A 25782-nucleotide genomic window follows, 5' to 3' on the forward strand; every position below is an offset into this window, starting at 1 on the left:
ATGTTTCAATCACATTGTCAAGACGTTTATCCGTCTTTTCAATACATTTATGTCTTGACAAATCATTTTCACCATGTTAAGATTAGTTATCAGGATTTTTAGTGCATTGTTTATACATGATTAATTACTGTTACTGACCCCTGTTACGGTTCTCACATTGTATTTTCAACACATGCGTTACTGCATACATAAACTACCATGGTTAATAAGCTTCACATTTGTGTTTAACCTGTACCTGCAAAGTAATCGTAATCACATGCGCCTGACATGTAACATGTATTTCCCGTTTAAGGATTCTTTTGAATCGTTGGAAATTGCACTGTACATTATTCATATCACAGATAAAGTCTGAACGAAACCAATAAATACAGGATTCACGCAATTTTACGAAATGTTTTATTAATCCAAATTAAATGGCGGATTGGCGCATGTCCTACCATCTTATCGATTATGGCGCAGCGCCTACGCGGAATGGAGTATCATATGGGAATAGGTGCCCGTCTCAAACAGGCCCGCAGTTCAAAAGGGTATACACAGAATTCTCTTGCTGATGCAATTGGTGTCTCCCGCGGTGTCATCACAAACATTGAACACGAAAAGGCAGAACCGCAAATGCTCGTCATTCGGGGAATCTGTTACGAACTGGGAATTAACAGCTCGTGGCTTCTTCAGGGGGAAGGCCCCATGGAATCAGAAAAAGACGCGGAAAGAAGTGCTCATCTTCTTGCCGAGATCTATCATTTATCTACCTTACTTTCAAAAGAAGAACAGGATTATGTCCTTGATATGATTAAGACCTTTCAGAAACACAAAGAAAGTCTCCGTAACAACAGCGATATACCAAAAGAGACGGAGCCACAGTAATTTTCATTATTCTTTTATTATTCTAATTTATCATTGCATACTGTCTCTTATTCACTACAGTTTATATGAAAAGCAGAGCTGCCGGCCGGCAGCTCTACTATAAAAGCTATATTCCTTTTTATATTAATTCCTAAGGCCATACTCTTGCCCAACTGTCACCGGCAGCTGCAGCTCTGTTACAAACTGTGTAGTATCGTTTGTCATTCCCGCATCCACTAACGTAATTTCAATAGAATTTCCGGCCAGTTCATAGCCTCTCACTTTCATTTCAGACAAAAGTTTTTCATAGTAGACCGATGACTGCGTATGCGTTCCACAGTACCTCAGTGTTAGGTATCTTCCGCCCGGAATATCCGCTGCCTCTCCGTCATAGACATCTCCAGGTTCCAGCACAACAAATATGGAGCAGAACTCATCGAATTTATGTGACATCACATGACGCATTGAAATGGACACGCCCACCTTACCCAAAAACATGGCGGCCTCCAATTGTGTCTGCCGTTCCAGCTGGCGGATAGAATATTCCAGATCATCCGTGGCCGGAATTTCCGTCCGCAGCATAGCCAGCTTTCTGTCCGGCAGAGTAACCTCCTCCACCTGGTTATATATGGTATACAGTGCATCATGGAGCTGTGAGAGGCGTTCACTGATCTTGTGCTCTATGCGTTCCAATTCTCTGCGTTTTACAAGAACCTCCTGCTGCTGCTCTTTCAGAATCTCCATCATCTGACCGATATCCTTATTTTCAAAAAAACGCATTATTTTAGCCAGCGGCATATCCAGTGCTCTTAAATATTTAATTGTATTAAGGCGCTCAAACTGCCCGGTAGAGTAATAACGGTATCCTGTCATGGGGTCCGTATGCTCCGGACGGATCAATCCTATTTCATCGTAGTAACGCAGCGTTTTCGCATTAATACCGAACAGCTTCGCCATCTCGCCGATAGTAAATAATTTATTCATGGGACTGCCCCTTTACTCCATACATTTTCTCAATCATAGCATACCGTTTTTTTAATGTCCAGCCTCTTAGCTGTCGCCCTCATTGTTCATAATCTATTTCTCCATTTTTTTGCCTAATACATAAGTAACTCCAAAGGCAACCGTTACGGCAAGGACCATGACTACCATAGCCCATATCAAATTAGCTGAAGTACCATCAGGATTGATATATGCCGGTATAGAGATAAAGCCTGGCGTAGAGATTACATACTGGGTCATCCCCACCAATCCGGCCAATAGTCCGCCGAGTCCGCCTCCAACCATGGCGCCGATTAAAGGATACTTCTTCGTAAATAACACTCCGTAGACACCCGGCTCAGTAATTCCACACAGCGCAGTAATCCCCGCGCCAGTAGCCACACTTCTGTCATTAATGTCCTTTGCAATCAGCGCAGCTGCCAGACAGGCTCCCCCTACGGCGACATTAGCCGGGGCCATGCCGGTACAGATCAGCGGATCAGATCCAACCTCTGCCAACAGAGCAAATACAATAGGATAAGTCGCATTATTCATACCAAAGAAGACCATCAACGGCGTCGTTATACCGATAATCATAACAGCGACCGGCGGAGCCGCACGATAGATGGCAAATACACCGTTTGCCAGCCATGTTCCCATCAGATTACCAATAGGGCCTAACACAATTAAAGTCACAGGCACTGTGATCAGCATGGTAATCAACGGTACAAAGATAGTTCGCAGATACACGGGAACCACCTTAGAAAGGAAGCGGTATACGACTGCCATAAAAAGCACACCCAATATAACCGGAAATACCGTAGAATTATAACTAACCTGCTGAATGGGAATACCAAGGAAATTAAGCCCCTCTGCATTGTTAATAGTGGAGAACAGCAGTATTGCCCCCAGAAAGGCCCCTAGAAAGCCATTGGACTTCAGTCGGTTTGCTGCAGAAAAGCCTATGAAGATCGGCAGGAAGTAAAATGTCGCCTGGTTAATTGCATAGATAACCGTATAAGTACCCGACTCTGTGGATACTCCAAAGAATGCAGTCAGCAGCGTCAATACGGCCCCGGTAAGACCGCCAGCTATTAACACGGGAATCACAGGAGAAAAGGTTCCACCAATAAAGGACATAATGGTATTCATTACATTTCCCTTCTTCGCTTCCGTATCCTGCTTTAATGCAGCGGCGTCTGTAACTTCTCCGCCAGTCTTGAGTCCCTCATGTTTAATAAATTCTGCATACAAATTTGGAACATCCTGACCGATGACAAACTGATATTCACCATTTTGTACTACCAGATTCAGAACTCCGGGTATTTTTCCTGCTTCCTCTCTGTTTAATTTGCTTCCGTCTAAAAGCTGTACGCGCAAACGAGTCATACAGTGACTAATGCGGGAGATATTATTTTCACCACCGCACACCGCGATGATCGAGTTACAGATTGCCGCATAATTCTTTTTAGCCATGTTGGTACCCCCTCTTATTGTTTATTCTGCCCTATTTTTAGCAAAATTACGCCACTGTGACATATCCGTTCCCCATTCCTGACCGTTAGAGTGTATTAATGTGGAATACCAGTCAAACGAGTCCTTTTTAATCCGTTTCATATCCCTTAAGTCATCGTCGGTCCTGTTTACAAAGACCAGGCCATAACGCTTTGCCATGCCGTTTCCAGTGCTGAGAAGATCGGTAAAGGACCATGGATTGAATCCGAATACCTCTACCCCATCCTGAATCGCCAGACCTACATTATAAACATACTCTCTAAGATAATCAATACGGGCCTGATCATGGATCTTACCATCTTCTCCCAGCTCTTCATGAGCACCATATCCCGCTTCCGTTATAACCATCGGCAGGTGGTAGTGATCCCACAGGTAACGCAGTGAATAGCGCATGCAGACTGGATCAATATGCCAGTCCCAATCCGTCACTTCTACGTAAGGATTTCTGGCCAGCGCATATTCACCTGGCAAGTTAGGATATACGAATTCCCCCTTGATACCGGATTTATTAAGACCGATTTCCTGCTTATAGCTGTCATCGGGGGCCATTCCTACATCAGATCGATAGCAGTTAACCGCGATAAAATCGATTTTCGCCTGGGCTATTAATTCCATATCGCCAGGCCGAATATCCGGATCGATATCATTAACCTTCCAGTAATTTTTTACAAAACTGCTGTACTCGCGGAATACATATAAGTCATCCCAGATTTTCTGCGTCAGTTCCTCCGCATTCATGGCACCTATCTGATCCTCCGGCCGGCAGGAATAAGGATAAATCGGCACGTATCCAGGCACTGGACCAATTTTTCCATCTTCAACCAGCTCATGGCAGGCGACAACGGCTTTGGAGTGACACAAATTCATGATGTGGTTTATCTGCCACTTTTCCTTAAACCAGTCTGCGCAGCCCTTGGATACACCTAACCAGTCACCATAGACAATCTGCATATTCTGTTCATTAATAGAAAGCCAGTATTTTACACGATCCCCGAAGTTCTCAAAGCAGACACGGCAATAGTAATCAAATTCATCAATAATGGCCCGATTATGCCATCCACCGTACTTTTCATCCACCCAGCATGGCATATCGTAGTGATACAATGTGATAATCGGAGTAATCCCTGCCTCCAGCAATTCATTGATCAGGTTATTATAAAATGCGATTCCCATGGGATTCACCTCACGGTCAGCCGCTGGAATTACACGGGACCAGGAAATCGAAAAACGGTAGCTGGTAAAGCCGCACTCCTTCATCAACGCTACATCCTCTTTATAATGGTGGTAGTGATCAGATGCTACCGAGTTATCTGCATAAGGTTTCTTGGTTTGGGAATTCAAATCAATAATCGCGGGAGTACGGCCATCTTCAGCGGTTGCCCCCTCTACCTGCCATGCTGCGCTGGATGCTCCCCATAAGAATCCTTCTGGAAATACCGGGTTCTTTGAATACTTCATAAAATATGTCTCCTTTCAAAATTCGTCTTTCGCTTTTTACGTTTGGTTCATACAAACAGTGTACCAAAGAAGAGAAAACGATGGGGTTCAACATTTGAATCCAAATTTTGTGAAAAACACTGCAATTATGAAAAGTCAAATAAGAATTTATTGTGAATATCGATGACAGAATAAAAAACCTGTGATATGATTTGGCTATGAATACAGATAAAATCCAAAACAATTTCAGTTTAAGTTATTTTAATTTGATGACGTCCTTATTGGCAGTCCTAAATTCCAATGAAGATGATGATACCAACCTGGTGTTGGCAAGGTATTTACTGGAACATTTTCATGAATTGAAAAACCTGAGTATCTATGATGTGGCGGAGGAATGCTATGTTTCCCGAAGCAGTATTCAACGGTTTGCCAAACTGATCGGCTACGAAAGCTTTACTGCCATGAAACAGAATGCACCAATTACCCGGCAGCACATGGATGCCTTTGTTCAGTATGCCTGCCATCCGGAATTCGACCAGTATCTTCGTATTTCCATGGATGATATGATGCAGGATCTCAATGAGATGTTCCTGTCTCAAAATCTCGATGCGCTGGTAAAACGCATCCATGACAGTGAACAGGTCGTTATCCTGGCTGCGGATCTGTCTAGTTATCCAGCGAAGGTACTGCAGCAGGGACTGGCTGCGATTGGTAAGCTGATTCGTATTGTTACAGATGCCTATCCTGATACTGCTCTCCTGCAAAATTTAAAGCCCGAAGACCTGGTTATCGTTACCTCTACCACCGGCAATTACGCCATAGCTACGCTCTCCGACCTGCAGAGCGTCCACGCCTGCAAAGTGCTGATTACCCTTAATCATTCCGAAAAATTTGAGTCCTGTTATGACAGTGTGATTTATCTCAGTCACAAATTTCATTCCAGTGACCGCATTACAGAAGGCATTCAAAATGTATACACCCGATACGGCGTAAGTTATTTCTTTGACCTGTTGTTTAATCTCTATATTGAGAAAGTTAACACTCTGCCCTCTTCCCATCCCCACTCTATTTTGATAAAATAGATCCAGAATAATAAAATAAAAGAAAGAAGGTACTAATATTATGAAAGATCCGAATTGCGCATACTGTATGCAGGGAGAACTGGTCGCAAAATTTGGTTATCCTGTCTGCGAGATGGAAACCGGCGTTTTATATTTATTCAAGGAACAGAGCAAACGCGGCAGAGTTATTCTCGCGTATAAAGAACACGTCAGTGAATTGATCGATATCAGTGATGATGAACGCAGCGCATTTTTTGCTGACGTTGCCAAGGTCTCCAAGGCTGTACACAAGGTATTTAATCCTGACAAAGTAAACTATGGCGCTTACGGAGATACCGGCTGCCATCTTCACATGCACATTGTGCCCAAATACAATGGCGGGGATGAATGGGGCGGAACATTTGCCATGAATCCAGACAAGGTCTATTTAACTGATGAAGAGTATGAAGACATGGCTGTTGCGATCCGCGCCGCATTATAATTGATAAACCCAAAAGAAAGTGTGGAATCCATGTTAGATGACATCAGAAAGCAGGCGGCCGACGCCGCTGCAGAATTATTGGAAGCCGCTCATTTAAAAGAACACGATCTTGTCGTTATCGGTTGTTCATCCAGTGAAATTGCAGAATACCGCATCGGCTCTCACTCCAGTGAGGAGATCGGCGAAGCAGTGTACACCGCTATTTATCAGATCATGTCTTCTCACGGCATTGACGTAGCCGCCCAGTGCTGCGAACACCTAAACCGGGCCCTGATCCTGGAAGCAGAAGCTGCCGCACGCTATGGGTATGAGCCAGTGAATGTGGTTCCTCAGTTAAAGGCCGGCGGCTCTTTTGCCACTGCAGCGTACCATATTTTACGGCATCCGGTAGCAGTGGAACATATTCAGGCAGCCGCCGGCATTGATATCGGAGATACTCTGATCGGCATGCATTTAAAAGCAGTTGCGGTACCCGTGCGCATCGCCACCAAATACGTAGGTGCCGCCCGCGTTGTCTGTGCGCGAACCCGGCCAAAATTTATTGGCGGGGAGCGGGCCCATTACAATCCTGAACTAATGTAAGATACCGAAAGGCTAAGAAAATAACAGCCGTTCATTGAAAGCGAGGCAGCATATGGATACTGATTTTATGAACTTGACGACATAAAACCTTGCCAATGAGCATTTATGCTGTATTATCCGCAGTAAAAGATCCCATCCCGGTGTTGAGGCAAAGCGCCAGTGGCTTTCAGAGCGGCTGAGTGAAGGCCATGTTTTTAGAAAGTTAGATGCAAAGGCTACAGTTTTTATCGAATATGCACCTCTAGAAACGGCCTGGGTCCCTATAAACGGGGACAACTATCTGTATCTGTATTGCTTATGGGTTACTGGCAGTTACAAAGGAAAAGGATATGGGAAAGCTCTGATGGAATATTGTCTGGCTGATGCCAAAGAAAAAGGAAAATCCGGTATTTGCATGCTAGGGGCGAAGAAACAAAAATCCTGGCTTTCCAACCAGGCATTTGCAAAGAAATTCGGCTTCGAAGTTGTCGATACTACCGACAATGGATACGAGCTGCTTGCTCTTTCTTTGGATGGGACAACTCCAAGATTTGCACCAAACGTCAAAACCCCTGGAATCGAAAGTAAAGAACTGACCATTTATTATGATTTGCAATGTCCCTATATTCATCAAAATATCGAGATGATTAAACAGCATTGTGAAGAGAGTAACGTTCCCGTATCTTTTATTCAAGTAGATACGCTCCAAAAAGCAAAGGAACTTCCTTGTGTATTCAATAACTGGGGTGTGTTTTATAATGGTAATTTTGAAACAGTAAACCTGCTGGATATCAACTATTTAATGAGAATACTAAAAAAATAACAAATGATCCAGTATGTCAAAAAGGATCCCGCCACATTGTCTGACAAGTGGCGGAACCCTTTCCGATATTTCTTAGATATTTAATTCTTTGTAGATCTCTGATTTTCTATTATTTCCAATTACTCTTCCATGGTTGCGTACATGAAGTACCAGTAACCATATGGAGAATGCCATGTTCCCTTTAACTTCGGATTCTGCAGATAGAAATCACTTGAATAAACAAGCGGAGAAACAGCTGCATCTTCCATGATCAGGTTCTCTGCAGCATGAAGCTTCTCATAGTGTTCTGCCTTATCAGCAGTAGAACGTGCTTCTTCAAGCAGCTTGTCAACTTCCGGATTGGAATACTTTCCATCGTTGTTCCCGCTTGTGCTCGCAAGTAAGTTCAGCATATTGGAAGGATCATCATAGTCGTATACCCAGCCGCCACGACAAATTTCAAAATCACCGGCACGGCGAGTTGGTGTGAAGGTAGACCACTCTACGATCTTAATGTCCATTGTTATGCCAAGGTCTTTCCAGGCACTCTGTAAATATTCGGCAACCGGTTTATTATAACCTGCATCATTGGTCATATATTCAATGATCGGGAAGCCTTCTCCATTCGGATATCCTGCTTCAGCAAGGAGTTCCTTCGCTTTTGCCAGATCAGCCTCATAATCACTTACATTAAAGAAATCCCCGCCGTTATTCGCACGTGTTACTTCTTCAAAGGAGGAACCAGCTTCTACGTCAGAGATGCCAGGGCCTACGAAGTTGGTCGCCGGCGCAACGGTACCGATCATCAGTGTATTAGCTACATACTCACGGTCAACAGCAAGGCTCAGGGCCATACGCACTTTTGCATTATCAAATGGCGCCTTCTGTGTGTTAAAGATCGTATAAGAGGTAGCAAGACGTGGATCCAGATGGTAATCCGGGCTATCCTGCAGACTTGGAATCTCCTCAGTCGGAATATCCTTAATCATCTGTACTTCGCCAGTCTGATAAGCACTGTAAGCCGCGTTGGAATCTTCCATCAGAACGAACTTTAAGGAATTTAAGGTAACTTTGTCAGCATTCCAGTAATTTTCATTTTTTGCAAAAGTCATATGAGATCCCGGTACCCACTCGATCATCTTTAACGGTCCGTTGGATACATAGGTTTCAGGAGCCAGAGCCCACTGATCACCATTAGCATCTACGACATCCTTTTTAACAGGAGCCATGCTTGCGTGGGTGATGATTTTGTCAAAGTAAACACAAGGGCTGGCTAATTCTACAACCAGAGTCTTTGCGTCAGGTGCGGACACTGCCAAAGCGTCGATGTCTCCGGCCGCAGCTTCTTCATAACCCTTTACCATAGACAGCATGTCTGCCGCATACGGAGCCGCCGTCATCGGATCGGCCAGACGCTTCCAGGAATAAACAAAGTCTTCCGCTGTAAAATCGGAGCCATCGCTCCACTTTAATCCATCACGAAGATGGAATGTATAAGTAAGTCCGTCATCGCTCACATCAAAGGATTCCGCCTGTCCAGGAACAATATCATTGTTCTCATCAAAGGTAAGAAGCGTCTCAAATGCGTGCAGAATGATATTAGATGCATCAATTGCCGTGTTTAACGCCGGATCTACAGTCTCCGGATCAGGTCCAACCTGAACTGCAAGATCAAGTCCGCCGGTTGTCGTGGTTGTGGTCGATGTATTATTACCTGTTGTTTCCTTTGCCGCATTGCCGGATCCGCCGCACGCGGTCAGAACCATACCGGAAGCCAGAACAGCAGCTAATACAAGTGCCATTTTTTTCATGTTACTTTCCCTCCATATCTTTTCTCTTTGTCTGTCTGTGACAGACAGCGCAGATTATAGCATACCATACATTTAAGTTTCTTGCAATCCGTAAAATCCTTTCATTTTTTGGAAGATTCGTGGAAGTATAAAAAAATAGAGCAATCAAAAAAGCCGGGAAGCTGAATTTCTCTGCTCCCCGGCTCTCCTCTCCAATTAACGGTATGCCGTCTGTACTGCTTTTAAAAGTACCTTTGGATCCTTTACATATGGTGTGACAGGACAGATCGTCTTGTCCACATCCATCAAAGTATATACAGCGATTCTGGCTGCACGTACGGAGTACTCTTCTGTAAATACCATGTCATCCGGAATCTCTACGAACTGACTGATCATGGCGAAGTTGGTAGATCCCTCCGGTACCACGTTCGGGCGGTCGGTCATCTTACGCGGCTGGAACTGGGCATCTACATAAGGCATCATACATGGAATAACATTGACCACATCGGCCATGATCTCATCGATATGGTCCTCCATATGCAGATGATGAAGAAGTTCTGTCAGCATTTCTTCACCCGTACAGTCCTTCATCGGTTTCTTCACATAATCGCCCACATGATCCGTATACAGACCATATCCCCAGAATATCGTCTCATCCATCGGCTGATTAATAAAGTGTGGCTGCGCTGCTATGACTATGCTCATCAGCCAGTTAGAGTCTTTAAATGTCATCAGGGCGCCGCTTCCCGGTACGTTTCCGGTTAAATCCTCGATCATTTTTAACAGCTTATTTCCGCGGCTTGTTACAGTAAAGCTCTCCCAGTTTGTCTCATGTACATCTCCAAAGAACGGTTCCGGATTTCCCAGTCCCGGCTTCTTCATCGTCACCTTGCTCCAGAGTTCACCCGAAATAGGCTTTAATTCCGGTTCCGGAGCTGGTGTATGAAGATCACCCAGAGTTGCACTGTCTGTCATACACGCATTAGTCATAATACAGATATCACCCGCTTGGATTTCAACAGTTTTCTCTTCTCCGTTATCATCCAGATGCAGTGTTTTTGCAGTAATTCCGTCTCCTTCTGCAAAATCAATATCTGTCACCGTACAATTTTCAATAAAATTAACACCCTTATCTCTCAAATATGTTTCCAGTGGCTTAATTACACTGTCATACTGATTTAATGGGGTTCTCGTCACGCCTGCCAGCGTCTCAATTCTCGAGAACTCCAGAATCATCCGGCGCATATAACGGCGGAATTCAAACAGACTGCTCCATTTTTGGAAAGCAAAGGTCGTCTGCCACATATACCAGAAATTCGTAGTAAAGAAATGAGGCATGTCCGCAAACCACTGCTCGATTGTCATATCATCCAGTTTATCTTCTGGTGTGTTCATCAGCTTCAGCAGGGCCATTCGCTCTTCCTGAGTAAATCCCATGCTTCTCACATCAAGAATATTGCCCTCCTTATCCACCAGCCGGGCCTTCGCATGTGTCGGATGAGCGTGATCGAAATTCAATATCTCCTCTGTCACACTTCTGTCAGGATTATTGAGTGACGGAATTGAGCCAAATAATTCCCAGAAATTCTCATACGTCTCTTCGTTTAACATTCTGCCGCCGCGGCATACAAATCCGCCTTCCGGAGTACCGATTCCATCATTGCTGCCGCCGAGAATATGCATTCCCTCATAGATTGTGATCTGCTCTGCCGGGAACTTACAGTCACGGATTAAATACGCCGCGCCTGCCATGCTTCCGAGTCCGCCGCCAACAAAATAGGCGTTCTTTCCCTCATAGCTGCGGTTCTCCATAACCTGATCCGATACGTTATCTACTTTCTCTTCCTGTTTCTTTTTTGAATTATCATACGCTTTTTTTGCCGCTACACCGGCCGCCGCTGCTGCCGCGCCCCAGACAATCGCTTTTCCCAGTCCATTTTTCTTCTTCATATCCGTTTCCTTTCTTACCTCGTCAATCGGTTACTGTTCATAGCCTAATATTAGCATACTTCATCTGGCCTGTCACCATACATGAATTTTTTAATGTCAAAAAAAACGACACCGTCAATACGGTGTCGCAAAACCAGACATTTTTTCTATTTTGTCTATCGATAAATCGATTCTCATCTTCTACAATAGAGTCAGATTACAGCGTTCAATTACAGAATCATATTAGTCAGGGGGGGATTGTCATGTATGCAACCATGCAGGAACATCTAAGAGAATCCGTGTTTAAAACGGCGCTCTTCCATTTTTTAAGAAACAGCAAAAAATCACCGGAACGGACAGCCCGCAACATCGAGGAACTTTTAAACAAGTTCAGTACCTCCTCGTGTGAGTGTTGTATGAAATACGATGAGCTGCTCCAGCTGATCAAGACTTCCTCAATGGAAGAATGCATCAGCTATATCATGGATAAGATTTCTTAAATAGTGCCCTGGCTTCGGATATAACCGATCCGCTCTGTATCCTTGGCCAGGCTCCTTAAGTGTTCCGCCACAACTTCCGGTTTTATTCTCATTCCACTCTGGGTCCAGGAAACGATGACTCCGCAAATACCATACGCATAAAACTCGGCATCAAACTCCCGTTCCACATCATTTAAATGATTATTCTCATCCAATCTGGCAATGGCCTCTGAAAACAGGGCTTTGGCCATCTCAAATAAATAGCTCTCAAAGGTGTGCTCCTGCTCTTTCAGTGTGTTTACATAAAACGGCTTTTCTTTTTCCATAATCTGAAGCATCTCCAGGAATTTCTGATCCCAGTTATCGAAGGTAATACCTTCTGTGATCTTAGAAAAGTTCTCATTATAATAGATCCAGCTGAGCAGTTCATATTTATCCTGAAAATGATAATAAAACGTCTGACGGTTCAATCCGCATACCGCGGTAATATCCGCGATCGATATCTTATCAAACGGCTTTTCCCTGCAAACCTGTTTCAGCGCCGCGGCAATCGCTTTTTTTGTAATGAGTGAATCTGACATATTACCCCCTGTTACGTGTAAAATAGTTGCTTACATCTGCAAACTGTTTCAGTGTCAGCGCCTCCCCGCGTATCTGAGGAGTGACACCCAGACTCTCGATGGCATCTGCAATCTCATCTTTGGCAAAAGGCAGTTCCGGTGAATTATTCAGCCCATTCTGCAGCGTTTTACGCCTTTGATTAAAGGATGCACGTATGAGCTTAAACATCAGCTTCGGATCGTCCACTTCTACCGGTGGTTCTTTATGCCTTGTCAGCCTGATTACTGCGGATCCAACTCCCGGTCTCGGGATAAAACAGTTGGGCGGCACATTTGCCACAATATAGGCGTCAGCATAGTACTGCACCGCCAGCGACAACGCTCCATAGTCCTTGGATCCCGGCCCTACCTGCATACGTTCCGCCACTTCTTTCTGAACCATGACGGTAATATTGTCGATGGGAACGCCTCCTTCGAAGAGCCCCATAATAATTGGCGTCGTAATATAATAAGGAAGATTGGCAACCACCTTAATCGGCCGTCCACCATTATATTCCTCAGTCAGTTTATTTATATCAACCTTTAAGATATCGTCGTTGATTACAGTGATGTTCTCATACTCCTTCAGCGTCTCCTGAAGAATCGGAATCAGATTCTTATCGATCTCCACCGCTACAACGCTTCTGGCATGTTCCGCCAGATACTGCGTCATAGTCCCGATTCCCGGTCCAATCTCCAGCACGCAGTCGTCCTCCGTCACACCCGCAGCCGCTATAATCTTCTCCAGCACATGGGTATCGATCAGGAAATTCTGGCCGAATTTTTTTTGAAATGCAAATTCATATTTCTGTATGATCTCTATCGTTTTTTGGGGGTTTCCCAGTGTCGCCATTCGCGCCCTCCATTAAAGCCTGTACATTGTTTTCGCGTTTCTGTTTGTGATTTCTATTACCTCGTCCACTGATATCCCTTTTAAGCGGGCCACTTCCTCCACCACATACGGGAGATTCAGCGATGAGTTGCGTTTACCACGGTTGGGAACAGGCGAAAGGTAGGGACAGTCTGTCTCTAAAACCATCTGCTCCATCGGCATATATTCCACGACTTCCTTCAGCTTCTTTGCATTTTTGAAGGTTACGACTCCGCCGATTCCAAGAAAGAAACCCATATTTAAGTATTCCCGCGCCATCTCCTTCGTATAGGAGAAGCAGTGAATCACTCCGCCGAGATTCTCTGCATGAAATGATTTCATAATATCCAGTGTATCTTTCGCCGCATCGCGGCTGTGAATCACCACTGGAAGCTTCACTTCCCGAGCCAGCTCCAGCTGACGAAGAAACCACTTTTTCTGAACCTCCCGCCCCGGCTCATCCCAGTAATAATCGAGACCAATCTCACCGACAGCCACGATTTTCGGCAGACCGGAATTTTCTTTCAGCCAGGCAATACCATCCTCGTTCAGATCTTCGACCTCATTGGGATGGACGCCTATCGCTCCATAGACAAACGGATACTTCTTTGTCAGTTCAATCGTATTTTGTGAGGTAGCAAGGCTGGCCCCAATATTAGTAACCGCCTCCACTCCACATGCCTGCATGGAAGCAAGGAGTTCATCCCGGTCCTCGTCAAACTGCTCATCGTCATAATGAGCATGTGTATCAAATATCATCATTTTCTTCCCTCATATCTCTGAATCTAGTACTGCTTTGCATTAATAACGCAGTAATAGTGCTTGATATCCGCGTCAGGTGTGCGTCTGCAAAGCGACGGCGTAGTGGACCCTACGTCTAGCTTTGCAGGCGTGCTCCTGGCGTGGATAGCGAGTGCTATTACTGTGGAATTAATGCAGAGCAGTACTAGTTCCGCCCGCGCTGACAAAACGAGCCTGTCACCTGACAACCAGGAGCTGAATCAGATATAATACCATTATATGGACCGGATAAAACCAATAAAAAAAATACTTTAAATTTATCCGGCCTCTTGTACCATTATACATGCTGATTGGAATAAATGCCAGCACTGCCGCTCCAAAAAAGCTGATGCTTTCCAGTGCCGCCATAAGTCCGCCCGCAAGCACCTGATACCGTTTATTTCTCCGGAATTCATATAGAATAACAATCATCAGTATACCGCTGATATCATAATCGCATCTCAGCAGATAAGCCGCCGCACATCCAGCCGCCACCACTAACATTTTCTTAACCGCGTCATACTCCCAGCGCCGGTATCCAACCAGAACCACCAGGCCAATAAAAAGTGTGATATAGACGTTCTGATATGCCGGATAAAACCAGGTACCAAAGAATGCCAGATCAAATGGAATCTCCGAGATCAGACTGAACAGAAGCAGACGGCTCCCGTATTTTTTCACATTATGTGTGTGGAGAAATCCTTCCACCAGGAGGAAGCAGAAAATCGGAAAGGCAGCTCTTCCAATGATGCGCAGCCCCATATCCAGGTAATAGAGGCGGCTAAGCATCTCATTTCCTTCCATCGCTACCATGTTCATATTGAGATATGGTTCCACAATTCCCGCTCCGATATGATCAATAAGCATGGTAACAATCGCAACCATCTTAAGTGTATTTCCCGAAATTCCGCCTGACCGTTCGCCAGCTCCATATTTTGCTGAAGTCTGCTCCATCCATACTCCTTTCATAAAACCAGTAGTCTGTACTCCAAATCCTGGCATAAATAGCGGGTGCTGGATACGCAAGGATTTGGAGTATAGATTACTGGGGCCGGATTCCCGGAACCCAGCCCCAACCTTCTACTCTATTAACAGATTTCTGCTCCCGCAGGCATCGTTTTTTCCGGTACCATAAGGGATAAATTGCCTTCCGCGTCCTCTGCGCACAGAAGCATGCCCTCAGACAGCACTCCCGCCAGCTTCGCAGGCTTTAAGTTTACGACTACCATAACCTTCTTGCCTACCATCTCTTCCGGAGTATAGTGCGCTTTAATTCCGCTCACAATCTGCTTTACCTGGCTTCCGATACGAACCTGGGAACAAAGAAGCTTCTTCGACTTTGCCACTGCCTCGCAAGCGATTATTTCACCTACCTGAAACTGCAGCTTCGCAAAATCATCATAGGTAATCTCCTGCTTTGCCTCAATATCGATTACCTCAGGTGCGTCTGCTCCCGTCTCTTCACCAGCGCCTTCCTGTGCAGTTCCGACAGCCGCGGCAGCCTGCATGGCCTCTACTTTCTCCATTACCTCTTTGATATCCATACGGGCAAAGAGGATTTCCGGTTTATCCGTCACATGATTTCCACATGGGTAAAGTCCAAACTGATCCATCTGCTCCAGACTGCGTTTCTCAGTATGAAGCTGCTCCAGAATCTTTGCGGAAGTATCCGGCATAAAGGATTCCAGCAGAGATGCTCCAATGGTAATGGCCTCTGTCAGATTATAGAGCACGGTCTCTAAACGGCCCTTTTTAGCTTCGTCTTTCGCCAGAACCCAGGGTGTCGTCTCATCAATATATTTATTGCTTCTCCTGAATATGTTAAAGATTTCCGTAATGGCATCCGCCACACGAAGCTTCTCCATCTTTTCGCGGGCCTTTTTCACTTCGTCCAGTACGACTGCCTTTAAATCGTCGTCTACCGCCTCCGTATCGCCTGCATTATTGACCACGCCGCCAAAGTATTTATTGGACATGGAAATTGTACGATTGACCAGATTTCCAAGGATATTAGCCAGATCAGAATTCATACGCTCTACCATCAGCTCCCAGGAGATCACGCCATCATTGTCAAATGGCATCTCATGAAGAACAAAGTACCTTACGGCATCCACGCCGAAGAAATCTACCAGAGTGTCTGCATAGAGGACATTTCCTTTGGATTTACTCATCTTGCCGTCGCCCTGAAGCAGCCACGGATGGCCAAATACCTGCTTCGGAAGCGGCAGATCAAGAGCCATTAAGAAGATCGGCCAGTAAATAGTATGGAATCGAATGATATCCTTTCCAATCAGATGAAGGTCTGCTGGCCAGAGTTTCGCAAACTGCGCACTGCTGTTTCCATCACAGTCATATCCAATTCCAGTAATATAGTTAGTCAGCGCGTCAAGCCATACATAGGTTACGTGCTTCGGATCGAAGTTCACCGGAATTCCCCAGCTAAATGTCGTTCTGGATACACAAAGATCCTGAAGTCCTGGAAGGAGGAAATTGTTCATCATCTCATTCTTCCTGGATACTGGCTGAATAAACTCCGGATGCTCATTGATATGATTAATCAGGCGGTCTGCGTACTTACTCATACGGAAGAAATATGCCTCTTCCTTCGCCGGCTTAACTTCACGGCCACAGTCTGGACATTTGCCGTCAACCAACTGGGATTCCGTAAAAAAAGATTCACACGGAGTACAGTAAAGTCCCTCATAATAGCCTTTATAAATATCCCCCTGATCATACAGCTTTTTGAAAATTTTCTGTACCTGGGCCTCATGATCCTTATCCGTTGTACGAATAAACTTATCATAGGAAGTGTTCATCAGATCCCAGATCGTCTTGATCTGCCCCGCGGCATGATCTACGAATTCCTGTGGTGTTACGCCTGCTGCCTCGGCCTTTTCCTCTATCTTCTGACCGTGCTCATCTGTTCCTGTCTGGAAAAATACATCATACCCTTCGGCTCTCTTAAACCGGGCAATCGCATCCGCAAGCACTGCCTCATACGTATTACCAATGTGCGGTTTTCCCGACGCATAGGCAATGGCAGTGGTAATATAATATGGTTCTTTCTTACAATCTTTACACATTGTTTTTCCCTCCTGTACGTTTTATAACTAACTGCATTTCATTACTGAAAAGAATAAAGAGTCCGGCAAGCGTTTTTATTTCATAGGACCTGTTTTTCTGTGAAATAAAAAACCGCCTGTAAATATCCTTTCAGGACACTTAAAGACGGAATATTTCCCGTGTTACCACTTTAATTTATCCGTCTCTCACGACACGGACCTCTTCGGCTGCGCTCCCGTCTGAAACGGGAATTACAGTCTGACACGATAACGGGTGTAACCGTCAAAGCTTAAAGGCGGTAATCGCCACTTCGGCTCTGCTGCTCCAAGACCATGTTGGGAAGGACCTCAAGCTCCCTTTTCAGCTCCCGGGAGTCTCTGCACATGAAGCGCTCTTCTTACTCTTCTTTTCTCTGCATTCCTATATAAACTGGATTTGTAACTCTTAGTGTAATAGTTTCCATCCGGTTTGTCAAGCGGGAAACTGGTTAGAAATCCCGATAAAACTGAAAAACACGTTGTTTTTCGTCAAACTTTAACTCATGAGTTCTCTTTTTCTCCATATAATTATAATAGTGAATATTGGAGGAATAATTATGACAAACAAACACGTAAAACAGGCCCGCCGTCTGCTGGCCATTCTTCTCTCGGCCTCCATGCTGGCGGCCTGCGCGGGACCAAAGACACCTGCACCGTCTGAAACGTCTTCCGCCCAGTACGAACAATACAAATCGGAAAATGTGAGCGTCCAGAATCAATTTGACGCCCTCACTCAGACCATTTTCAAAGAAGAACTTAAGAATTCAGGCCTGGATCTTCATTACACGCTGGCTGATCCTGCTTCGCGCGGCATCACAGAAGTTCCTGATACTTTTGGAGAATTTTCTCTGGGCAACATGAAGAAAAACTACGGTGAAATGCAGGATTTGAAAAAAGCGCTTGGCTCCATCGATATAAAGAAGCTGACTAAGGAACAGAAACTCACCTACAAGATACTCTCCTCTTATCTTGAGACGGAACTATCTTCGGAAGGCCTGGAACTCTATGCACAGCCCTTAACCAGCACGATCGGCATTCAGGCACAGCTCCCTATCCTTTTGGCCGAATACTCCTTTTACAGTAAAGATGACGTAGATCACTACCTGGCCCTGCTGTCCACGATTGATACATATTATGGACAGATTCTGGAATTTGAGAAGGAAAAATCGGAGGCAGGACTTTTCATGTGTGACACCGCCGCCGACCATGTTCTACAGTCCTGTGAGGCCTACTTAATTCAACCGGACCACAGTTTCCTGGCGGAGACCTTTAACGAGCGGGTTGATGCTCTTACCGATGCATCACCGGAAGAAAAAGCTGCATATAAAGAGCAAAACCTTGCGGTATTAAAAGAACATTTTATCCCCGCCTATAAGAACCTCATTGACGGGATCACTTCGCTGATGGGAACGGGGACTAATGAAAAAGGATTGAGTGAATTTCCACAGGGAAAGGAATATTTTGAATATCTTGTAAAATCCAACACGGCCACCTCCTATGACAGCGTTGTAAAGCTTCAAAAGGCAATTGAGAAACAGTTAAATTCTGATCTAAAGGCATTGGGAGAAATCGTGCAGACTCATCCCGAGCTGGTCGATGCCCTGGATACCTATGCATTCCAGTATACAAAGCCAGATGAAATTCTGGAGACCTTAAAAGGACAGATTTCCAAAGATTTCCCTGCACTTCCCAAATGCAGCTATAAGGTCAAATACGTTCCAAAAGCGCTGGAGGGTTCCTTAAGTCCTGCATTTTACCTTGTGCCTCCGCTGGACCGTTACCAGGATAACGTCATTTACATTAACGGCGGCACCAGGTTTCAGAATGAAGATTTATTTCCGACACTGGCTCATGAAGGCTATCCAGGCCATCTATATCAAAATGTTTACTTTATCAGCAATAACACCTGCGATCTTCGGAAGATCCTGTCCTTCTCCAGTTATTCAGAAGGCTGGGCCACCTATGTAGAGTATTATTCCTACACACTTGACAATGGACTCGATCCGAACATGGGGCAGCTTCTGGCCCACAATGCCGCCATCTCTCTTGGCCTGTATGCACTGCTCGATATCTGCATTAATTACGATGGCTGGGACAAAGGACAGGTAAAAGAATATCTCAGTAAATTTTATAATATCGGAGACAGTGATGTCGCAGATACCATCTATTACAGCCTGGTGGAGAATCCTACCAACTATATGGAGTATTACGTGGGATATATGGAAATTATGGAAATGAGAGATACAGCGGAAAAAATTTTAAAAGATCAGTTTGATTTAAAAGCATTCCACACCTTCCTCCTCGACATCGGTCCGGCTCAGTTCAGCATTATACAGCCATATTTCCGGTTGTGGCTGGCGGAACAGATGGATCAGTAGGATCAGAAAAGGAATTTAGTGGGTATTTATCTGGCCACTTATCCAACTCTATTTATTGAACATTTGACCAACTGACGATTCCATCGATCATGTATTTTCTAATTTCTTATTATGATTTGTGCAGTATATAATATGTACTGAATAAAGGTGCCGCTTCATCACATTTACTTAGTGATTAAGCGGCACCTTTATCTATATGCCATATTACTATTTTATAATTTCACACATTACCAGTATCTTAGATATGATAATAATTATTGCAGGCCTCTTTACAGCTTTTTATAATCTCTGTTATATTCCAGGTAATCATTATCGCCATGCTCAATGTGTCCGCTGGAATAATTCTTTCCATCCACAAGAAGCTTCAGCTTGTCCAATTCAAAGTTTTCCGTAAATGTATTTCCAAGGGCTGTCAGCATTAATAATTCCCCTGATGTCCCGCTGGATGGTACTTTTGAAAGATCAAGGGTACCGATGCCATCTTTTGTGTCAAAATTAAGGACCTCAGTCCCTTCTTCTAAAACACCATATTCAATCAGCTTATCAACCAGCGACTGCGCTGTCAGTTCATCTACTGCGTCCATCGCCTGATTTAATCCTGTCGCATCTTCGTTAGAACTGTATACAGATATGATCTCCATCGGTTCCACGTTCGGGTCCGGTACTTTATCGCTGGCCCCGCCGGTCGATGCCTCAACCATAGGCTCTGTTGCTGATTCTGACTGTTTTACGGGAGTTGGTGTACATGCCGCCAAAGATAATACCAGCATAGCTCCTACAAAACACATGATGAATTTTTTCATGATTAATTATAGCCTCCTTCTAGTTCTCCTCAAGGCTCCGAAACCAGGTATTCAACTTGGTCAGAGCTTTAATCAAAGCTTCTACCTCATCTCCGCTCAGCTGACCGATAACGCCATCGATCATATCCTTATGGAATCTGGCATGATGCTCGTAAGCAGCCCTTCCTTTTTCTGAAAGAAATATATAGACAACGCGGCGGTCCTCTTTTCCTCTCTGACGAGTCACATAGCCTTTCTTAACCAGACTGTTCATCGCAATCGTCAGTGTCCCGACTGTCACAGAAAGCTCTTTTGCTATAGTTGACATATTCTTCGGTTCTTCGATCCCAATGGCTTCTATGACATGCATATCATTATTCGTCAAGTCCTTAAACTCAGACGTAATAATGGCCTGTTGTTCTATGTCCATAATATCGCGAAACAATCTTACCAATACTTCGTTAAGAGTCCCGTAAGTATCCACGTCTATCCCTTTCATACGTTCCTGCCAATAAAAGCTTCCTCATGATTATACATGATAATGAATCCTAAGGCAACCACCTGAATTCTTATGAAATTCTTAAAAAACTGTTTAATTACTGGATTTTATGCCAAAAATCGGCTCAAAATAATGCTGGCCGCCACTCCTGCCGCTGTAGCCACCAAAGCACCCCCCATAGTATACCTTGTTTTTTTGATTTTCACAGTGCCAAAATAGATACTGAGGCAGTAAAACACAGTCTCCGTACAGCTCATTAAAATTGAAGTCAGCATGCCAACATAGGAATCTGTGCCGTATTCCTTAAAAATATCAAGCACAAGTCCTGTCGCTGCAGAGTTTGATACCAATCGCACCAAAATCACAGGTACCACCGGTGCCGGAAGACAAAGCCAGCTTGCAGGATTCTTCAAAAGTTCCCCCAGAAAATCCAAAAAGCCCGAAGCGCGCAGTACTCCCACCGCGGTCATCAATCCGATCAGCGTTGGCATAATCCCTGCAACAGTTTTCATCCCATCTTTTGCACCATTGATAAAATCATCAAAAACCGGACGTTTCGAAAGAATTCCAAATCCAACAATATAAAAAAGAATCAGCGGAACCATTGCCTCCGATAAAAATAAAATAAAGCTCATTGAAACTCCTCAATTCTGTCTATTACTACATTCTATTCAAAAATCCCCTTTTCATTCAGGGCAATCCAGGATAAAATAGAGTCAATGGCAGTTGTACCAAAAGTAACGCGCTCAATCGCCAGAATGGGCTTTTAACCCATGCGAAAGTCCCAATAAATATATGAAAAATATGATAAAAAGAAAGGAATATCCAATATGAGCATATTATTTTTACAGTATCCCCCATGCAGCACCTGCAAACGCGCCCGAAAATGGCTGGATGACCACGGAATCTCCTATGAAGCCCGCCATATCAAAGAGCAGAACCCCACCGCGGCAGAACTGGAAACCTGGTACAAGAAAAGCGGACTCCCTCTGAAAAAGTTTTTTAACACAAGTGGAAATCTTTACAAAGAACAGAATTTAAAAGATCGTTTACCAGAAATGACTGAGGCTGAGCAGTTGGAATTGTTGGCTACAGATGGCATGCTTGTAAAACGGCCGATTGTTGTGGGGGAAGATTTTGTTTTGGTTGGGTTTAAGGAAGTGGAGTGGAGTAATAAAATAATTTAAAGCATCTTTTAACGAAATATGGGAACTTAGTCGATAACAGGGATAACGCTTATTTTAATATAAAAGCTATCCCTGTTAGTATGTTTAAGTAATAAAAATATAATCTTATTTACTCATAATATAAAGCACTACCTATCAGTATCAGATTTACAAGCTTGTCCATTTTTCTTATGCATTAATAGTACATTGAGTACTTATTATAATCTATTTTGTAATTAACACACCATCCGTTTGACTAGTTAGCATTTCACGAGTTCCATTAGCAACTACTAAATGTACACCTCGCAAACGATAATAACAATCATCTGGTTGACCTACAATATTAAAAGATAAGGATTTCGTAGTCAAATCTTCATCAGGATAATCTTCTTTGTTAAATTCAAATGTATAACTTGCGACATTAGCATATCGACTCTCACTGGGAATCCATCTATCCAGATAAATACCAAACCTTGTTTGATCAACTTCTGTATGTGTTAAAGTTTGAATAAATACACCTATTTGCCCATTTCCTTCATTAGAAATCTGTAATATTCCTGTCGATATATACGTACCTCTAGGTTGAGTTGCCCAAACTGTTTGTTCTTTAATATTTAATAATTTTATTTGCTCATTGCCTGTGACCTGTGCAAAACAAGGTGATATTGATAATACACTCATTAAAATGGCGATAACTAAACAAACGACTTTTTTTTTCATTTCTCCTCCTAATAAATAACATTCTCAATTAAACTAATAAAATCATCTTCATCCATAACTCCAGATAAATAATAATATGCCCCATCTAAATTTATCTTAGAACTATACTCAATTTCCCCCCCGGGCAATTTATTCTTTGCTATGTTTATATCTTTCTCTAACCAGATATTATAAATTGTTTTGTAGACCTTTCTATCGGAAACCACAGTATTCGAGGTAGTAACATCTCGCTTTGATTGAGTTATACATATTATATGATCATTATATTTAAATTTCAATAAAGCATTTCCATGTTCAATTTTTAATTCCTGAAATATCATGTCAAAAGGAACCGTTGTCATTTTAAGTGGCTTAATTCCTAATTGACTTTCTATTTCTTTATATGCTTTATCAAGTTTATCATTTCCTGACAATATATACTGATCATTATTCCAAACAATAGCGTTCTTCCCCATGTCCTCCTCTCTAATCCTATAATCATAAGCCTTCTTCGCCGATGTCCCCACAGAAGACCCACCAATTATCAAAACCACTAACAGCGCAACAAACGCAGGCCTATGCATATATCTTCCTGCGTTGGTCAGACTGTTTTTTAGTTTTACCTGCCTTTTAACAGCAGGTTTGATTCCTCTTTTATCCATCTCAGCCAATATTTTCTGAAATTCACCGGGCGGTGCTTCAAGTAGATCAGAATCTGGTGCTATTTCCGGGTGCTCCTGCATAAAATCAAGCAACCGTGCATCCATTCTTACTTGTCGTGTTAAAAAATATTTTATTCGCTTGAAAACAGAACATTTTTTTCCATGATTCCTATCTTGGTCCACGCACACACCTCATAATTACAGGTTATCCTGAAGTTCCCACACGCTTTGGGGTTGACATTTTGTTGCTAACGTTTACTATAATAGTATATCGATATTGGGAGGCAACGTCTTATGAAAAAAATCATTTTAACCGGCGGCGGAACAGCCGGACATGTTACCCCGAACCTTGCTCTGATTCCATCTCTGAAAGAACATGGCTATGAGATCCGTTACATTGGATCTTATCAGGGAATCGAACGGAAACTCATCGAAGGAGCGGGTATTCCCTATGATGGTATCTCCTCCGGTAAACTCCGCAGATATTTTGACATCAAAAATTTCTCCGACCCATTCCGCGTTGTGAAAGGCTATGGCGAGGCCCTGAAGCTGATAAAACTCCACCGGCCCGATGTCGTCTTCTCCAAAGGCGGTTTTGTTGCCGTTCCCGTTGTTCTTGCGGCAAAGCATTATAAAATTCCGGTTATTATCCATGAATCCGATATGACTCCCGGACTGGCTAATAAAATCTGTATTCCATCAGCGGCAAAGGTCTGCTGTAATTTCCCGGAGACTCTGGGATACCTTCCAAAAGAAAAGGCATGCCTTACCGGTTCACCGATACGTAAAGAACTGTTACAGGGCGATCGGCTTACCGGGCTTAAATACACCGGTTTGTCTGCCAACCGCCCTATCATTCTTATTATCGGCGGTAGTCTCGGTTCTGTTACCGTTAACCGCTCTGTACGCCATATACTTCCAAAACTGCTTGAGACCTTCCAGGTAATACATATCTGCGGCAAGGGCAATCTGGATGAAAGTCTGAGAGCCACCGAAGGATATGTACAGTACGAGTACGTTGACGCACCTTTGAAACATTTATTCGCTGCAGCGGATCTAATGATATCACGAGCAGGTGCCAATTCTATCTGTGAAATTCTGGCACTCCATAAACCTAATATCCTGATTCCACTTTCTGCTGCTGTCAGCCGCGGTGACCAGATCCTAAATGCGCGGTCATTCGAAAAACAGGGTTTCAGCTGCGTCCTGGAAGAAGAGAATCTTTCTGATGATTCCCTGTTCCAGGCCATTACCCAAACATATAACGACCGTCAAACCTATATCAGCCGCATGGAACAAAGCGAATTGCATAATGCCGTCGATACAATCGTGGATATGATCGAATCTCTGGCTTCAAACTAAACATTGTTAAATTTTTAAATATCGTATTTTGGTCCGAGAATCTTTTTCAGACACATTCTTGTCCTGTAAATCCGGGAGCGGCATACCGTTCCCGGTATCTCCAGCATCTCACAAATCTCCGGTATAGTTCTCTGTTCAAGGAAATACAGAACGGCCATCTCTTTCCATTCCTGTCTCATATTGGCGATTTCCGTAGTAATTCTCTGTATTGCTTCCTCACTGATTATAATATCAATGGGATCCGTTACCACATACGTGGTCAGCATCTCAATACATCTAACTGAATTCTCCTCATCAAGACTGACCTTTTCATAGCGTCCATTCTTTCTGAGACAATCAATCGCTTTTCCTTTCAGGATTTTCACCAGCATCGCTTTCTTGCGTGTTGGCGACCATGTTAAGGAATACTTCCTAAAGTAAGCTATGAAAGTTTCCTGAACTACATCTTCAAGTTCCATATTGGGAACATTCAGCGCTCTCGCAATCCGGCGGAGCGTTCCCTGATACTCTTCGTAAATCGACTGTAACAGCATATCTTCATCTTGTTGCATGCTCATCTCCTATGCCCCCTTTGGTTACAGGGTGCTCCTTATGGCAGCTCCTGTTTCTGTTAATTCTTCCGGGCTCACCTCTCCCGGTACCCACGAAACCATAACAGGCCCTTTCTCATAACGAGGAATAATGTGCACATGAAAATGAAATACAGTCTGTCCTGCTTCCACCCCGTTATTCTGGACTACGTTAAACCCGGCGCAATTCAAAGATTTTTTCAACGCCGTTCCTATCTTTGCTGCCAGTGGAAGGACCTTGGCCGCAACATCCTCATCCAACTCGCAGATGTCGCTGTAATGCTGCTTTGGAAGTATTAAAGCATGTCCTTTTGATGCCGGGCCCAAATCCAGAATTACACGAAACGTCTCGTCTTCGTAAATGGTTTCTGACGGTATCTCGCCATTAGCAATTTTGCAGAAAATACAATTGTCATCCCTCACACTCTCACCTCC

Annotated in this window: 26 protein-coding genes and 1 other annotated feature; of the genes, 9 read left to right on the plus strand and 17 right to left on the minus strand. The window is 43.8% G+C overall.

Annotated elements, in window-relative coordinates; all coding sequences use genetic code 11:
* The first annotated feature begins 483 nt into the window (after positions 1-483).
* Positions 484-864 carry a helix-turn-helix domain-containing protein gene (locus H8S80_RS17240; protein ID WP_002605654.1) on the plus strand — a complete coding sequence of 127 codons (381 nt, stop codon included), beginning with the start codon at positions 484-486 and terminating at the stop codon, positions 862-864.
* A 123-nt stretch (positions 865-987) separates the two neighbouring features.
* Here the strand turns inward: H8S80_RS17240 and H8S80_RS17245 are convergent, their stop codons facing one another.
* From H8S80_RS17245 to H8S80_RS17255, 3 genes are all read right to left on the minus strand, one after another.
* The gene (locus tag H8S80_RS17245) at positions 988-1827 is read right to left on the minus strand and encodes a MerR family transcriptional regulator (protein ID WP_117632643.1); all 840 of its coding nucleotides are present in this window, start codon (positions 1825-1827) and stop codon (positions 988-990) included.
* 93 nt (positions 1828-1920) lie between these two features.
* Complete coding sequence (locus H8S80_RS17250) at positions 1921-3300, minus strand: PTS transporter subunit EIIC (protein ID WP_117632644.1); 1380 nt, start codon at positions 3298-3300, stop codon at positions 1921-1923.
* A gap of 21 nt (positions 3301-3321) precedes the next feature.
* Positions 3322-4797, minus strand: a complete 1476-nt coding sequence (locus tag H8S80_RS17255) for a glycoside hydrolase family 1 protein (protein WP_117632645.1) — start codon at positions 4795-4797, stop codon at positions 3322-3324.
* A gap of 197 nt (positions 4798-4994) precedes the next feature.
* Between H8S80_RS17255 and H8S80_RS17260 the strand changes: the two genes are divergently transcribed.
* From H8S80_RS17260 to H8S80_RS17275, 4 genes are all read left to right on the plus strand, one after another.
* Entirely contained in the window at positions 4995-5858 is an 864-nt protein-coding gene (locus H8S80_RS17260; RefSeq protein ID WP_002605658.1) for a MurR/RpiR family transcriptional regulator, read from the plus strand.
* Positions 5859-5898: 40 nt separating this feature from the next.
* On the plus strand, positions 5899-6318 hold the full coding sequence (locus H8S80_RS17265; RefSeq protein WP_002605659.1) for an HIT family protein: 420 nt from the start codon (positions 5899-5901) through the stop codon (positions 6316-6318).
* Positions 6319-6348: 30 nt separating this feature from the next.
* Complete coding sequence (locus H8S80_RS17270; protein WP_117632646.1) at positions 6349-6900, plus strand: TIGR01440 family protein; 552 nt, start codon at positions 6349-6351, stop codon at positions 6898-6900.
* Between the two features lie 112 nt (positions 6901-7012).
* Positions 7013-7702 (plus strand): GNAT family N-acetyltransferase, encoded by a 690-nt coding sequence (locus H8S80_RS17275; RefSeq protein ID WP_243007947.1) that lies wholly within the window; start codon positions 7013-7015, stop codon positions 7700-7702.
* 119 nt (positions 7703-7821) lie between these two features.
* On the opposite strand, the gene H8S80_RS17280 is transcribed toward H8S80_RS17275, so the two are convergent.
* Both H8S80_RS17280 and H8S80_RS17285 read right to left on the minus strand, forming a co-directional pair.
* Entirely contained in the window at positions 7822-9492 is a 1671-nt protein-coding gene (locus H8S80_RS17280; RefSeq protein ID WP_002605662.1) for a peptide ABC transporter substrate-binding protein, read from the minus strand.
* Positions 9493-9687: 195 nt separating this feature from the next.
* Positions 9688-11421 (minus strand): oleate hydratase, encoded by a 1734-nt coding sequence (locus H8S80_RS17285; RefSeq protein ID WP_002605663.1) that lies wholly within the window; start codon positions 11419-11421, stop codon positions 9688-9690.
* A gap of 242 nt (positions 11422-11663) precedes the next feature.
* Between H8S80_RS17285 and H8S80_RS17290 the strand changes: the two genes are divergently transcribed.
* The gene (locus H8S80_RS17290; protein WP_002605664.1) at positions 11664-11900 is read left to right on the plus strand and encodes a hypothetical protein; all 237 of its coding nucleotides are present in this window, start codon (positions 11664-11666) and stop codon (positions 11898-11900) included.
* Here H8S80_RS17290 and dhaS read toward each other — a convergent pair.
* From dhaS to metG, 5 genes are all read right to left on the minus strand, one after another.
* On the minus strand, positions 11897-12460 hold the full coding sequence (gene dhaS, locus H8S80_RS17295; RefSeq protein ID WP_117632647.1) for a dihydroxyacetone kinase transcriptional activator DhaS: 564 nt from the start codon (positions 12458-12460) through the stop codon (positions 11897-11899). The two genes, H8S80_RS17290 and dhaS, sit on opposite strands and share 4 nt — an antisense overlap.
* A gap of 1 nt (position 12461) precedes the next feature.
* Positions 12462-13331 carry a 16S rRNA (adenine(1518)-N(6)/adenine(1519)-N(6))-dimethyltransferase RsmA gene (gene rsmA / locus H8S80_RS17300; RefSeq protein ID WP_117632648.1) on the minus strand — a complete coding sequence of 290 codons (870 nt, stop codon included), beginning with the start codon at positions 13329-13331 and terminating at the stop codon, positions 12462-12464.
* A gap of 12 nt (positions 13332-13343) precedes the next feature.
* Positions 13344-14108 (minus strand): TatD family hydrolase, encoded by a 765-nt coding sequence (locus H8S80_RS17305; RefSeq protein ID WP_117632735.1) that lies wholly within the window; start codon positions 14106-14108, stop codon positions 13344-13346.
* A gap of 219 nt (positions 14109-14327) precedes the next feature.
* The gene (locus H8S80_RS17310) at positions 14328-15083 is read right to left on the minus strand and encodes a TraX family protein (protein ID WP_002605668.1); all 756 of its coding nucleotides are present in this window, start codon (positions 15081-15083) and stop codon (positions 14328-14330) included.
* A gap of 134 nt (positions 15084-15217) precedes the next feature.
* A complete protein-coding gene (gene metG, locus H8S80_RS17315) occupies positions 15218-17212 on the minus strand; it encodes a methionine--tRNA ligase (protein WP_025532244.1) in 1995 nt (664 codons plus the stop codon).
* Between the two features lie 138 nt (positions 17213-17350).
* Positions 17351-17614 (minus strand) — a binding site (T-box leader).
* A 173-nt stretch (positions 17615-17787) separates the two neighbouring features.
* Between metG and H8S80_RS17320 the strand changes: the two genes are divergently transcribed.
* A complete protein-coding gene (locus tag H8S80_RS17320) occupies positions 17788-19608 on the plus strand; it encodes a DUF885 domain-containing protein (protein WP_117632649.1) in 1821 nt (606 codons plus the stop codon).
* A 269-nt stretch (positions 19609-19877) separates the two neighbouring features.
* Here H8S80_RS17320 and H8S80_RS17325 read toward each other — a convergent pair whose 3' ends face one another.
* From H8S80_RS17325 to H8S80_RS17335, 3 genes are all read right to left on the minus strand, one after another.
* Positions 19878-20411: a GerMN domain-containing protein gene (locus H8S80_RS17325; RefSeq protein ID WP_002605671.1), complete on the minus strand. Its 534-nt coding sequence runs from the start codon at positions 20409-20411 to the stop codon at positions 19878-19880.
* A 19-nt stretch (positions 20412-20430) separates the two neighbouring features.
* Complete coding sequence (locus H8S80_RS17330) at positions 20431-20889, minus strand: MarR family winged helix-turn-helix transcriptional regulator (protein ID WP_002605672.1); 459 nt, start codon at positions 20887-20889, stop codon at positions 20431-20433.
* Between the two features lie 107 nt (positions 20890-20996).
* Positions 20997-21524, minus strand: a complete 528-nt coding sequence (locus H8S80_RS17335; protein ID WP_055659872.1) for a spore maturation protein — start codon at positions 21522-21524, stop codon at positions 20997-20999.
* A gap of 195 nt (positions 21525-21719) precedes the next feature.
* Here H8S80_RS17335 and H8S80_RS17340 point away from each other — a divergent pair, with 195 nt between their 5' ends.
* Positions 21720-22076: an arsenate reductase family protein gene (locus tag H8S80_RS17340; RefSeq protein ID WP_117632650.1), complete on the plus strand. Its 357-nt coding sequence runs from the start codon at positions 21720-21722 to the stop codon at positions 22074-22076.
* A 204-nt stretch (positions 22077-22280) separates the two neighbouring features.
* Here the strand turns inward: H8S80_RS17340 and H8S80_RS17345 are convergent, their stop codons facing one another.
* Together H8S80_RS17345 and H8S80_RS17350 are read right to left on the minus strand one after the other, a co-directional pair.
* A complete protein-coding gene (locus H8S80_RS17345; RefSeq protein ID WP_117632651.1) occupies positions 22281-22775 on the minus strand; it encodes a DUF6147 family protein in 495 nt (164 codons plus the stop codon).
* 8 nt (positions 22776-22783) lie between these two features.
* Positions 22784-23599, minus strand: coding sequence for a glucosamine-6-phosphate deaminase (locus tag H8S80_RS17350; RefSeq protein WP_243010366.1), 816 nt, complete (start codon positions 23597-23599; stop codon positions 22784-22786).
* A gap of 111 nt (positions 23600-23710) precedes the next feature.
* Here H8S80_RS17350 and murG point away from each other — a divergent pair, with 111 nt between their 5' ends.
* Positions 23711-24778, plus strand: coding sequence for an undecaprenyldiphospho-muramoylpentapeptide beta-N-acetylglucosaminyltransferase (gene murG, locus H8S80_RS17355; protein ID WP_117632652.1), 1068 nt, complete (start codon positions 23711-23713; stop codon positions 24776-24778).
* A 14-nt stretch (positions 24779-24792) separates the two neighbouring features.
* Here the strand turns inward: murG and H8S80_RS17360 are convergent, their stop codons facing one another.
* Together H8S80_RS17360 and H8S80_RS17365 are read right to left on the minus strand one after the other, a co-directional pair.
* Positions 24793-25335 (minus strand): RNA polymerase sigma factor, encoded by a 543-nt coding sequence (locus tag H8S80_RS17360; protein ID WP_025532466.1) that lies wholly within the window; start codon positions 25333-25335, stop codon positions 24793-24795.
* A gap of 18 nt (positions 25336-25353) precedes the next feature.
* Entirely contained in the window at positions 25354-25770 is a 417-nt protein-coding gene (locus tag H8S80_RS17365) for an HIT family protein (protein ID WP_002605679.1), read from the minus strand.
* Between the last annotated feature and the right edge of the window lie 12 nt (positions 25771-25782).

The sequence above is a fragment of the Hungatella sp. L36 genome, from assembly GCF_014288035.1.

Excerpts from the sequence above, each read along its gene's own strand:
- H8S80_RS17240 (WP_002605654.1), top strand. The coding sequence starts at position 484 with ATGGGAATAGGTGCCCGTCTCAAACAGGCCCGCAGTTCAAAAGGGTAT.
- H8S80_RS17245 (WP_117632643.1), bottom strand. The coding sequence starts at position 1,827 with ATGAATAAATTATTTACTATCGGCGAGATGGCGAAGCTGTTCGGTATT.
- H8S80_RS17250 (WP_117632644.1), bottom strand. The coding sequence starts at position 3,300 with ATGGCTAAAAAGAATTATGCGGCAATCTGTAACTCGATCATCGCGGTG.
- H8S80_RS17255 (WP_117632645.1), bottom strand. The coding sequence starts at position 4,797 with ATGAAGTATTCAAAGAACCCGGTATTTCCAGAAGGATTCTTATGGGGA.
- H8S80_RS17260 (WP_002605658.1), top strand. The coding sequence starts at position 4,995 with ATGAATACAGATAAAATCCAAAACAATTTCAGTTTAAGTTATTTTAAT.
- H8S80_RS17265 (WP_002605659.1), top strand. The coding sequence starts at position 5,899 with ATGAAAGATCCGAATTGCGCATACTGTATGCAGGGAGAACTGGTCGCA.
- H8S80_RS17270 (WP_117632646.1), top strand. The coding sequence starts at position 6,349 with ATGTTAGATGACATCAGAAAGCAGGCGGCCGACGCCGCTGCAGAATTA.
- H8S80_RS17280 (WP_002605662.1), bottom strand. The coding sequence starts at position 9,492 with ATGAAAAAAATGGCACTTGTATTAGCTGCTGTTCTGGCTTCCGGTATG.
- H8S80_RS17285 (WP_002605663.1), bottom strand. The coding sequence starts at position 11,421 with ATGAAGAAGAAAAATGGACTGGGAAAAGCGATTGTCTGGGGCGCGGCA.
- H8S80_RS17290 (WP_002605664.1), top strand. The coding sequence starts at position 11,664 with ATGTATGCAACCATGCAGGAACATCTAAGAGAATCCGTGTTTAAAACG.
- dhaS (WP_117632647.1), bottom strand. The coding sequence starts at position 12,460 with ATGTCAGATTCACTCATTACAAAAAAAGCGATTGCCGCGGCGCTGAAA.
- rsmA (WP_117632648.1), bottom strand. The coding sequence starts at position 13,331 with ATGGCGACACTGGGAAACCCCCAAAAAACGATAGAGATCATACAGAAA.
- H8S80_RS17305 (WP_117632735.1), bottom strand. The coding sequence starts at position 14,108 with ATGATATTTGATACACATGCTCATTATGACGATGAGCAGTTTGACGAG.
- H8S80_RS17310 (WP_002605668.1), bottom strand. The coding sequence starts at position 15,083 with ATGGAGCAGACTTCAGCAAAATATGGAGCTGGCGAACGGTCAGGCGGA.
- metG (WP_025532244.1), bottom strand. The coding sequence starts at position 17,212 with ATGTGTAAAGATTGTAAGAAAGAACCATATTATATTACCACTGCCATT.
- H8S80_RS17320 (WP_117632649.1), top strand. The coding sequence starts at position 17,788 with ATGACAAACAAACACGTAAAACAGGCCCGCCGTCTGCTGGCCATTCTT.
- H8S80_RS17325 (WP_002605671.1), bottom strand. The coding sequence starts at position 20,411 with ATGAAAAAATTCATCATGTGTTTTGTAGGAGCTATGCTGGTATTATCT.
- H8S80_RS17330 (WP_002605672.1), bottom strand. The coding sequence starts at position 20,889 with ATGAAAGGGATAGACGTGGATACTTACGGGACTCTTAACGAAGTATTG.
- H8S80_RS17335 (WP_055659872.1), bottom strand. The coding sequence starts at position 21,524 with ATGAGCTTTATTTTATTTTTATCGGAGGCAATGGTTCCGCTGATTCTT.
- H8S80_RS17340 (WP_117632650.1), top strand. The coding sequence starts at position 21,720 with ATGAGCATATTATTTTTACAGTATCCCCCATGCAGCACCTGCAAACGC.
- H8S80_RS17345 (WP_117632651.1), bottom strand. The coding sequence starts at position 22,775 with ATGAAAAAAAAAGTCGTTTGTTTAGTTATCGCCATTTTAATGAGTGTA.
- murG (WP_117632652.1), top strand. The coding sequence starts at position 23,711 with ATGAAAAAAATCATTTTAACCGGCGGCGGAACAGCCGGACATGTTACC.
- H8S80_RS17360 (WP_025532466.1), bottom strand. The coding sequence starts at position 25,335 with ATGAGCATGCAACAAGATGAAGATATGCTGTTACAGTCGATTTACGAA.